General features: G+C 31.7%; 9 protein-coding genes. 4 read left to right on the forward strand and 5 right to left on the reverse strand.

Features of this window, described 5'->3' with window-relative positions; genetic code table 11:
- Positions 1-23: 23 nt before the first annotated feature.
- Together BOW57_RS17610 and BOW57_RS17615 are read right to left on the reverse strand one after the other, a co-directional pair.
- Complete coding sequence (locus BOW57_RS17610) at positions 24-857, reverse strand: 1,4-dihydroxy-2-naphthoyl-CoA synthase (RefSeq protein ID WP_017498510.1); 834 nt, start codon at positions 855-857, stop codon at positions 24-26.
- Positions 858-1659: 802 nt separating this feature from the next.
- Positions 1660-2517 (reverse strand): S1 RNA-binding domain-containing protein, encoded by an 858-nt coding sequence (locus tag BOW57_RS17615; protein WP_089055719.1) that lies wholly within the window; start codon positions 2515-2517, stop codon positions 1660-1662.
- Between the two features lie 142 nt (positions 2518-2659).
- Here BOW57_RS17615 and BOW57_RS17620 point away from each other — a divergent pair, with 142 nt between their 5' ends.
- Positions 2660-4009 (forward strand): M20/M25/M40 family metallo-hydrolase, encoded by a 1350-nt coding sequence (locus tag BOW57_RS17620; RefSeq protein WP_129056146.1) that lies wholly within the window; start codon positions 2660-2662, stop codon positions 4007-4009.
- Between the two features lie 50 nt (positions 4010-4059).
- Here the strand turns inward: BOW57_RS17620 and BOW57_RS17625 are convergent, their stop codons facing one another.
- The gene (locus tag BOW57_RS17625) at positions 4060-4401 is read right to left on the reverse strand and encodes a DUF2853 family protein (RefSeq protein WP_129056148.1); all 342 of its coding nucleotides are present in this window, start codon (positions 4399-4401) and stop codon (positions 4060-4062) included.
- 87 nt (positions 4402-4488) lie between these two features.
- On the reverse strand, positions 4489-6150 hold the full coding sequence (gene menD / locus BOW57_RS17630) for a 2-succinyl-5-enolpyruvyl-6-hydroxy-3-cyclohexene-1-carboxylic-acid synthase (RefSeq protein WP_129056158.1): 1662 nt from the start codon (positions 6148-6150) through the stop codon (positions 4489-4491).
- A 174-nt stretch (positions 6151-6324) separates the two neighbouring features.
- Between menD and BOW57_RS17635 the strand changes: the two genes are divergently transcribed.
- From BOW57_RS17635 to pip, 3 genes are all read left to right on the forward strand, one after another.
- Positions 6325-7500, forward strand: a complete 1176-nt coding sequence (locus tag BOW57_RS17635) for a thioredoxin family protein (protein ID WP_129056150.1) — start codon at positions 6325-6327, stop codon at positions 7498-7500.
- Between the two features lie 95 nt (positions 7501-7595).
- Entirely contained in the window at positions 7596-8093 is a 498-nt protein-coding gene (locus tag BOW57_RS17640; protein ID WP_129026210.1) for a GNAT family N-acetyltransferase, read from the forward strand.
- 7 nt (positions 8094-8100) lie between these two features.
- Positions 8101-9012 (forward strand): prolyl aminopeptidase, encoded by a 912-nt coding sequence (gene pip / locus BOW57_RS17645; protein ID WP_129056152.1) that lies wholly within the window; start codon positions 8101-8103, stop codon positions 9010-9012.
- 116 nt (positions 9013-9128) lie between these two features.
- On the opposite strand, the gene BOW57_RS17650 is transcribed toward pip, so the two are convergent.
- Complete coding sequence (locus tag BOW57_RS17650; protein ID WP_129056154.1) at positions 9129-9707, reverse strand: glutathione peroxidase; 579 nt, start codon at positions 9705-9707, stop codon at positions 9129-9131.
- Positions 9708-10207: the final 500 nt, after the last annotated feature.

The following is a 10207-nucleotide window of genomic DNA, read 5'->3' on the forward strand; positions in this document are numbered from 1 at the left end:
CTTTAAACTATTTTATAACTTCTTTACGGCAGCCATTTATTTTCGCCAAAATTTGGTTTTCTTTTTTCTAAGAAAGCGTTTCTTCCCTCTTTTGCTTCTTCAGTCATATAAGCTAAACGAGTTGCTTCTCCAGCAAAAACCTGCTGTCCTACCATTCCGTCATCCGTTAAGTTCATAGCGAATTTTAGCATTTTGATAGATGTTGGAGATTTTTGAAGAATTTCCTGAGCCCATTCATAAGCTGTAGCTTCAAGTTCATCGTGAGGAATTACAGCATTTACCATTCCCATATCCATCGCTTCTTGAGCAGAATAATTTCTTCCTAAAAAGAAAATCTCTCTTGCTTTTTTCTGTCCAACCATTTTAGCCAAATAAGCGGATCCGTATCCACCGTCGAAACTGGTAACATCGGCATCAGTTTGTTTAAAAATAGCGTGTTCTTTACTAGCCAAAGTCATGTCGCAAACCACGTGTAAACTGTGTCCGCCGCCAACGGCCCATCCTGGAACAACTGCAATAACCACTTTTGGCATAAAACGAATTAAGCGCTGTACTTCTAGAATGTTTAAGCGGTGCTGACCATCTTCTCCCACATAACCTTGATGTCCGCGTGCATTTTGATCACCGCCGCTGCAAAATGAATAAACTCCGTCTTTTGTCGACGGTCCTTCAGCAGAAAGTAATACTACTCCAATCGAAGTATCTTCCTGTGCATCGTAAAAAGCTTGGTACAATTCTGAAGTAGTTTTAGGTCTGAATGCATTTCTAACATTTGGTCTGTTAAAAGCAATTCTAGCAACTCCGTTACATTTTTTATAAGTTATATCTTCAAATTCTCTGGCAGTAATCCAATCCATTTCTGTTTGTTTTATTTTAAAAATTTATAGTGTAAAAATAAGCCATTTTTTAGATTTTCACTCACTGATTTTGGTTTATATAGCGGTTAACAATTTGCGGTAATGTTAACAATTAGGCTTTTTGCTCAAAAAATAACATTTTTTAACATTAGTTATAAAAAATAATAAGTAATTTTACATCCTAGAAATCAACGAGATACGATTTATTTTGTTGATACAAGATTGATTTTCTTTCACTGATTTATTAACCTAAAAAATGATTTTTTTGAGAAAATTTAAAAAATTTGTCGCTCATTTTTTTATGGTTTTTATTAGTAAACCCTTGAATAATGAGCAAATGATTTATTCATTTGTCAAGACTTCGAAAAGAAGATAGTAACACCTAAGGTTAAACACTAGAATTGTTTAAGTAATTAGTATGAAATTGATTACGAAAAGAGGAAAAGATACTAACTAAAACTTTCTATAAATTATTTTCTAAAACCAATGGATTAGCCGTGAAATTAACGTTTCGCTTTTAAGATGGATGTATTGATTGTTTAAAGACATACCTTTTCAAGAAGTAGCTTCTAAAATTTTTAAAGCTGTTATTTTTTGATCAGATTCGAATTTATTTTATTTCTGTTTTTTTTTAATTACAATTTTTTTTAAAACGAGAATAAAAAGGGAAAGGCTGCTTGTAATGAGCAGCCTTTCCTGTTATAATCAGTTTGTTTAAACTCTAAAAAATAGAAATTCCAAATTCCAATTGAGCATTTAATGTCATTGGAATTTGGAATTTTTTATTGAAATTTTAAAAAATCTAATTTTCTTTTACCAAATAAATACCATCTTCCTTGATCTCGATAAGTTTTTCTTTGTATAAAGCTCCAATTGCTTTCTTAAAAGTTTTTTTACTCATTTTTAGGACCGTTTTAATATCTTCAGGGTGCGAATTGTCGTTTAAACGTAAAAAGCCTCTATTTGCTCTTAATTCATCTAAAATTTTCTCTGCATTTGGCTCAATACTTTGATAACCTTGAACTTGCAATGCAACATCTATTTTATTGTCAGGGCGAATATTTTTAATGTAACCGCGCATTCTGTCGCCGGTTCTTATTGAATCGTCGTAAACTTCATCTTTATACAACAAACCTTTGTGCTGCTCATTGATAATTACATTTATTCCTAATTCAGTAATATGCGAAACGATCAAATCAACTTCTTCTCCTTTTTCAACTGTAAGCTGATCGTTGTTTAAAAATTGGTTTAATTTACTTGATGCTACTAAACGATTCGTTTTTTCATCTTTATAAAGGTAAACTAGATAACGTTTTCCTTTTTCCATAGGACGAGCTTGTTCTTTAAACGGAACAAGAATGTCTTTCTCCATTCCCCAATCCATAAAAGCGCCCACATTATTAATGTAATTGACTCTTAAAAGCGCAAATTCATTTAATAAAATATAAGGTTCAAGTGTAGTTGCAACTGGGCGTTGTTCGTGATCTAGATAAACAAAGACTACAAGTTCCTCGCCTATTTCAAATTCATTTGGAACATATTTATTGGGTAATAAAATATCATGAATTCCTTCAGGATCTTTTTCAGGATTTCCTAAAAAAAGCCCCACTTTGGTGTCACGTAATATAGTTAGTGTATTGTATTTTCCTATTTCAATCATATTCATAAAGTTCTAAGGTGCAAATGTACGAAGTTTGAAAATGGTAATCCGAAAAATATGCGGGATAAAAAAAGAAGCAGCCATTTTATTGTAGTTTGTTGCTTTTGGTTAAATTTGAAAACTTGTAATTAATCCCAAATCAATGAAAAAGAATCTTATTTATTCTGCTTTTGCCTTTCTTCTTTTCGCGCAGGCTTCAATCTCGCAAGTTTCCGAAGACTTGGAAATAAAAAAAATGATAGGCGAAATTAAGGCCGAAAATCTTGAAGCTACCGTTCATAAATTAGTTTCGTTTGGAACTAGACATACTTTGAGCGATGCAAAAAACAAAACAAAAGGAATTGGGGCTGCACAGCAATGGGTGAAATCTGAGTTCGATAAATTTGCATTGGAATCTAACGGAAGATTAACTTCTGAAATTGACTATTTTACTGTTAAAGCCGACGGTAAGCGAATTAACGTAGACAGCCAGATTGGGAATGTAATGGCGACTTTAAAAGGAACTGACCCTACAGATAATCGTGTATTGATTATCAGCGGACATCTTGATTCACGCGTAACAGATGTTATGAATACTAAAGCAAATGCTCCAGGAGCAAATGATGATGGTTCTGGCGTTGCGGCAGTTATTGAACTTGCCAAAGTAATGAGCAAAAGATCATTTCCGGCTACTATAATATTTGTTGCTGTAACTGGCGAAGAGCAAGGTTTGATTGGAGCTCGACATCTTGCAGAAAAAGCAAAAGCACAAAACTGGAATATAGTAGCAATGTTTAATAATGATATGATTGGCAATAGCTTATCAAGCGGTACTAATTTAAGAGATAATACTCAAATTCGTGTTTTCAGTGAAACAATTCCGTATTTAGAAACTGAAGACGAAGCAAAAATGCGTAAAGCTGTAAGCCGCGACAATGATAGTCCGTCAAGACTTTTGGCTCGATATATTAAAACCGTTACAGAACAATATGTAGATCAGTTGAAAGTAAAATTAGTATACCGAAATGATCGTTTTTTGCGCGGTGGTGATCATACTCCGTTTAGTCAAAATGGTTTTACCGCAGTTCGTTTTTGCGAAATGAATGAAAATTTTGATCATCAGCATCAAGATTTAAGAACCGAAAACAATATTAAATATGGAGATTTGCCAGAATTTATGGATTTTGAATATTTAAGAAAAAATACCTGTTCAAATTTAGCGACTTTAGCTAATCTAGCTTCATCGCCAAAAGCACCAGAAAATGTTGGAATTGAGGTTAAAAAACTTTCTAATTCATCAACTTTAATTTGGTCAGCACCAGCTGGAAAAGAACAGTATGGTTATCAAATTTTAATGAGAGAAACTTCTTCTTCACATTGGGAAAAAACTTTTTTTGTAAAAGATACTCGAGCCGAAATTCCTTATTCTAAAGATAATTACTTTTTTGCAGTGCAAACCGTTGATGCTTTAGGACATGCAAGTTTACCTGTTTTTCCAATTCCAATTAAATAAAACTAAATCATATAAAGAAAAAAGCGCCTTTTTGGCGCTTTTTTTTAGTTCTATTTATAAATACTTTCTTTTTTAAAGTGAAGCGTTAATAAGTAATAAACAACAACTCTGTATTTGTGCTTGTTAGACTTACCATACTTTTCTAAAACAGTATTTATAGCTTCATCTAAAGCCGGCGTATCAGCCAACCCAAGCTTTTTGATTAAAAAGTTATTTTTTACCGTATCTAATTCTGACTGCTGACTTCCTGCTACTGTTGCAGCATCATCGTTGTATATAGATGGACCGCAGCCTATTGTTACTTTGGTTAATAAATCCATGTTTGGAGTTACTCCGCATTTTTCTTTTAAATCTGCTGCATACTTTGCAATTAATTCTTCTCTTTTGCTCATTGTTATAGTTTTAAAATTGGTAATAAATCCAAATTTAAACTAAAAAACCGATACTAAAATTAATTTTAATAAAATTTAACTTACATACTAAGTCAGCTCCTTAAAGTATTGTTTTAAAACAATATCGTTCTCTATTGTAGGCGTAAAGATTTCTAATATTCCAGGAGTATCATTTGCATTATAAAGCAATTTAAGATTTTGCTCTAATGAAGCCAAATCATCTGCTTTGAAATAATTACATTTATACATAGCAGCTAAATGTTCTGCAGTTAAATGATGTGAGGTTTCAAAATAGGTATTAAACACAGGTTTTTCTTCATGTCCCGGTAAAATTCTAAATATTCCGCCGCCGCCATTGTTAATCAAAATGATTTTAAAGTCTTTAGGGATATAGGAATTCCATAAAGCGTTACTGTCGTATAAAAAACTAATATCGCCTGTAATAAATATATTTTGTTTAGTGTTACCAACAGCTGCACCAATTGCGGTTGAAGTGCTTCCGTCAATACCACTGGTGCCACGATTGCAGAATACTTCGATACTTGAATCAATATCAATTAATTGTGCATATCGAATTGCAGAACTGTTACTGATTTGCAATTGGCTGTTTTTAGGAAGTGATTCAATAACTTTTTCAAAGACTTTAAAATCTGAAAAGGCAATTTTATCTAAATATTCTTGTTTTCGGACTTTTCGTAAAGCATAGATTTCTGTAATCCTAGAAGAATAGTCGCTAATTGTAAATTCTGTTTTTGGCAGCAAAGATTTAAAGAATTCATTTGGCCTCATAACAAAGTGTTTTGTTAAAGCACCAAAAGTATCGTAAGCTCGAAGTGGATCTATATGCCAATGATTTTGAGGTTTGTACTTGCGTAAAAAACCTTTAATTCGTTTAGATACAATCATTCCGCCGAAAGTTACTAAAATATCTGGTTGAAATGCTTGAAAATCAGAATCGTTAAATGGAGTAATTAAAGTATCAATACTATTAATAAAACTAGGATGATGCAAGTTTGAAGTAGTTTCTGTAAGAACAACAACTGAAGGATCAGCGGCTAAGTTTTCAAGAATTTTAGTATCAACTGTATTGGCATCATTTACTCCTACAAGAACTAATTTTTGCTTTGCTGAATTCCAAATCGAAATAAATTCTGCTTCATTTTCGATGGTTTTTACATCTGCTTCTTCTTCTATACTTGTAATTTTTGGCTGTACAGAAAGTGTTTCAACAGTTTCATATAAAGGTTCTTCAAACGGAGCATTTATATGAACTGGTCCTTTTTGAAGAATTGCAGTTTCTATAGCCTTATTTATTTTTAAATCATTTTCAACAGAAGCTTCTTCCGTTAAATTAGCATTAAAAACGGAGTGATTTTTAAAAACATTTTCTTGGCGAATAGTTTGTCCATCACCAATATCGATTTTATTTTGCGGGCGATCTGCAGAGATTATGATCAACGGAATCTGACTATAAAAAGCTTCGGCTACAGCTGGATAATAATTAAGCAATGCTGAACCTGACGTACAAATAACCGCAGTAGGTTTTTTAGTTTGCTGTGCAATTCCCAATGCGAAAAAAGCAGCACAGCGCTCATCTGCAATGCTGTAACATTTGAAGTTAGAATTTTGGGCAAATCCGATAGTTAATGGTGCGTTTCGTGAACCGGGAGAAATTATAATATTGTGAATTCCTTTTGCTGAACAAATTTCGATAATGCTTTGCGCAAGCTCTATTTTGGGGTAAATCATTCTAAATAGTGTATTACTTTTTAAAGAAAATCTATTGCTTAGAATTTCTTTTGCAATTACAAAGTTACAAACTTCGTGCATGATTTAACTTATATTAGGAAGATATTATGACCCATTTTTAGAAAAAGAGAATATATTTGTAAATCGAACATTTTTTATAAAAACAGATCGTTTATGCGTTTCTTATATTTACTTTTTATTCTTATTTCAGTTCACTCTATACAAGCACAAAATCAGTTTACTGTTGATGAAACGCCATATAAAACAGCGTTAGAAAGTGCTAAAACGCAAAATAAACCACTGTTTGTAATGCTTTTTGCAGATTGGTGTCCGCATTGCAACAAAATGAAAAAAGAAGTTTTTAGCGATCCAAATGTGATGGCTTTTTTAAATAAAAACTATATCTGTGTTTGGAAAAATGTGGATAAAGAAGAAGGAACTGCACTGAAAAATAAATTTAGAACCACTTCACTTCCTGCTTTTCTATTTTTAGATTCAAATGAAAATCTTTTGTATGCTTTAAAAGGAGAAATGAAAACAGCCGAATTTTTAACGGAAGCGTCTAATGCTTTAAATCCAAAATTGCAATTACCTTATTTAAAAAAACAGTTTCTAGCCGATCCAAGCAATTCTAATACCTTTTTTGCTTATTTGAATAGTTTGAAAAAAGGAAGAGATAGAAATGAAATCGCAATTCCAACGCACATTTATCTTAATACACAATCAGATGCACAATTAGTAAGTGAGACCAATTGGCGAATAATTGCAAATGGTGTTACAGATATTAATTCGAGAGAATTTCAGTACGTTTTAAAACATCAAAATGAGTTTGCCGCTGTTGCTTCTCAAAAACGTATTGATCGTAAAGTTGAAAGTATTGTAAACGAATTACTTCGTCCTTTAGTTGATAATTTAGACACTGTGAACTACTATAAACAAAGAGAAGTTGCAAAATCGATTCGATTGCAAAAGACAGATTCTCTCGTGTTTAAATTTGATTTAACATTGGCTGAACGTACCGAAAAATGGCAGTTTTATAAAAAAGTGACGCTTGAAGATACTCAAAAATTAGTGTGGAGCGATGCCAGTTTTTTGAAAGATATAGGACAAACTTATTTAAAACATATTTCTGATGCCGAGAGTTTAAAAAAATGTATATTTTGGGTAAAACATTCGATAGAACTAAATGATACTTATGATGGTAATTTACTTCTCGCAAGACTTTACAATAAGATAAAAGATAAAAAAACAGCATTGAAATATGCCAAAGATGCAAAAGTAATTTGCACAGAAATGACTTGGAGCACGAAAGATGTTGATACTTTACTAGCCGAATTAAACTCTAAATAAATCAAAAAATAGCAGCAAATTTGCTTCGTGAGTTTGCTTTCGCTTGAATCACAAAGTAGTTTTTGTGATTTGAATTTTCAAAAAACAACCAAAACATGGCACTTATTCTTAGACCAGCAATAAAAAAGGATTTAGAAAAAATTCTTGAAATTGTAAATCATTCTATCCTGCATACAACAGCAAATTATAGTTACGATATTCAAACTATTGAAGTACAAACAAAATGGTTTGAAGATAAGAAAACTAAAAACCTTCCTATTGTCGTGGCTGAGTTAGACAATGAGGTTGTTGGTTTTGGAAGTTATGGGCAGTTTCGCGAGAAAATTGGTTACCAATACACTGTTGAACATTCTGTATATGTAGTCGATAATGTTATTGGAAAAGGTGTAGGTTCAAAATTGCTTACAGAACTTATTCGGTTAGCCAAAGAGCAAGGTTTTCATGTAATGATTGGTGCAATCGACGCAGACAATGCAGGAAGTATAGCTTTTCATGAAAAATTTGGTTTTGTGGCAACCGGTACAATTCGCGAAGTTGGATATAAATTTGATCACTGGCTTGATTTGGTTTTTATGCAATTGATCTTGAAATAATTTTAGAATGAATTCAAACCCTGCTATACAAAAAGGATATCTTCAAGTTAATAATTTGCATGAAATCTATTATGAAGTTTGTGGTACTGGAGAACCCTATTTGTTTGTTCATGGAGGTCCAGGTGCTGGTTTTTCAGAAAAAGACAAACGTTTTTTCGATTTTAAAAAACATAAAGTTGTTTTCTTTGACCAAAGAGGAGCTTCAAAAAGTAAACCATTTGCGAGCATAGAAGATAATACAACTCAAGATTTGGTTAATGATATAAATGCCCTTTTATCTCATCTTAATATTGAAAAAATAAACATTTTTGGTGGTTCATGGGGAACAGCGTTAAGTCTTGTATTTGCAATTCAGAATCCTGAGAAAGTAAAAAGTCTTTTGCTAAGAGGTGTTTTTCTAGCAGATCAAAAAACAATTCACCATTTTTTAGGAGGAGCTCTTAATAAACAATATCCTGCAGAATGGCAAAGGTTTAAAAAGAATGTTCCTGCTGACACTTCACTAAGTATTTCAGAATATTACTTAGATCAGATGCTGAACGGAACTCTCGAAAATAGAAATTTTTATTGCTATGAATGGGCTTATTATGAAATTTCTATTTTTATAAAAGGAATTAAAGCAAATGAAATCGATGGTATTATTCAACAATTTCCATATCAGTCTTTAAGTATTATGGAGGCTCATTATATGAGTAATAATTGTTTCTTAGAAGATGATTATATAGTTGATAATCTAAGAATTATTGAAGATATTCCAATTACAATAATACATGGAGAACATGATGCAATTTGTCCTGTTGAGTTTGCGCAGGAAATTCACAATAACTTAAAAAAATCTGTTTTATATATTGAAAACGCAGGTCATTCAGATTCTGAACCTGCTATTGAAAAAAGAATTATAAGTGTCCTAAATCCATAATTTTTAAAGAAAAAACAAAGAGAACTCTGCTCCTATGCATCTTTGCCTCTTTGTATCTAAAAAAAAACTCCAAATTCGAAGAATTCAAATTTGGAGTTTTTTTATTCAGAGCGTTTTTAACTCTTAATCCATTTAATAATTTCAGGATCTGTTGGAAGTGTTTTTGGTTTAATAACCTTTACCAATTCTCCTTTTTCGTTGATTAAATATTTTTGAAAATTCCATTCTACTTCAGAATCCTGCAAACCATTTTTAGATTTCTGAGTCAGGAATTTATAAATTTCACACATATCATCTCCTTTTACCGAAACTTTATTCATCATCGGAAAAGTTACGCCATAATTTTGCTGGCAAAACGTTTCGATTTCTTTATTGGTTCCTGGTTCTTGTGAAGCAAAGTTGTTTGCTGGAAAACCTACAATTACAAATCCTTTATCTTTGTATTCTTTGTAGATTGCTTCCAGATCTTTGTACTGCGGCGTTAATCCACATTTTGAAGCTGTGTTTACAATCATGACTTTTTTGCCTTTTAAAGACGCAAAAGCAAAGGTATCACCTGATAAATCTTCTACTTTAAATTGGTAAATGTTTTCTTTTGCCATGACATCTTTTTTAGGTTTATGGCTCGTTTGAGCCTGAATTTGCGGAGCTATCATAAATAAAGCGCTGCAAACTAAAATTGCTATATTTTTCATTGTTTAATTTTTTATAAAATTAGTCAAAATCTGTTTTGCAGTATATTTTTGAAGTCTTTATTTTTATTAAACATACGTTAAATAAAAAATTGAAGCCTAGCGTTAATCAGACGCTAGGCTTCCCCCCATACAAACAAATCAAACCATGAATTTATTTTTAAATGCTTTTATATCTTTCTAAAATTATAGTTGATGCTTCGGTTATGGTAAAAATTATTTTTTCAATCTTAATCACTACATTTTCTTTCGATGGCGTTTATATGTAGATCGTTTTCTTTGCTGTTTTTGTGATTACTTTTTTACTTTAATAATTTTTGATTGGAAGTCCGAAGACATCAACTATCTTATTTTTTTATTGTATTTCTTTACTTTCTTTGTTCCAATTTTTTTCAATTTCTTTTCTAAAAATCACTTTGACCGTAATTCTGTAAAGCCAAAACTGTTGTTAAACCCACAATTAATATTTTAAATCTATTTATACTTATCATAGAACTTTAGTT

The organism is Flavobacterium sp. YO64 (genome assembly GCF_004119505.1).
GTDB lineage: Bacteria > Bacteroidota > Bacteroidia > Flavobacteriales > Flavobacteriaceae > Flavobacterium > Flavobacterium oncorhynchi.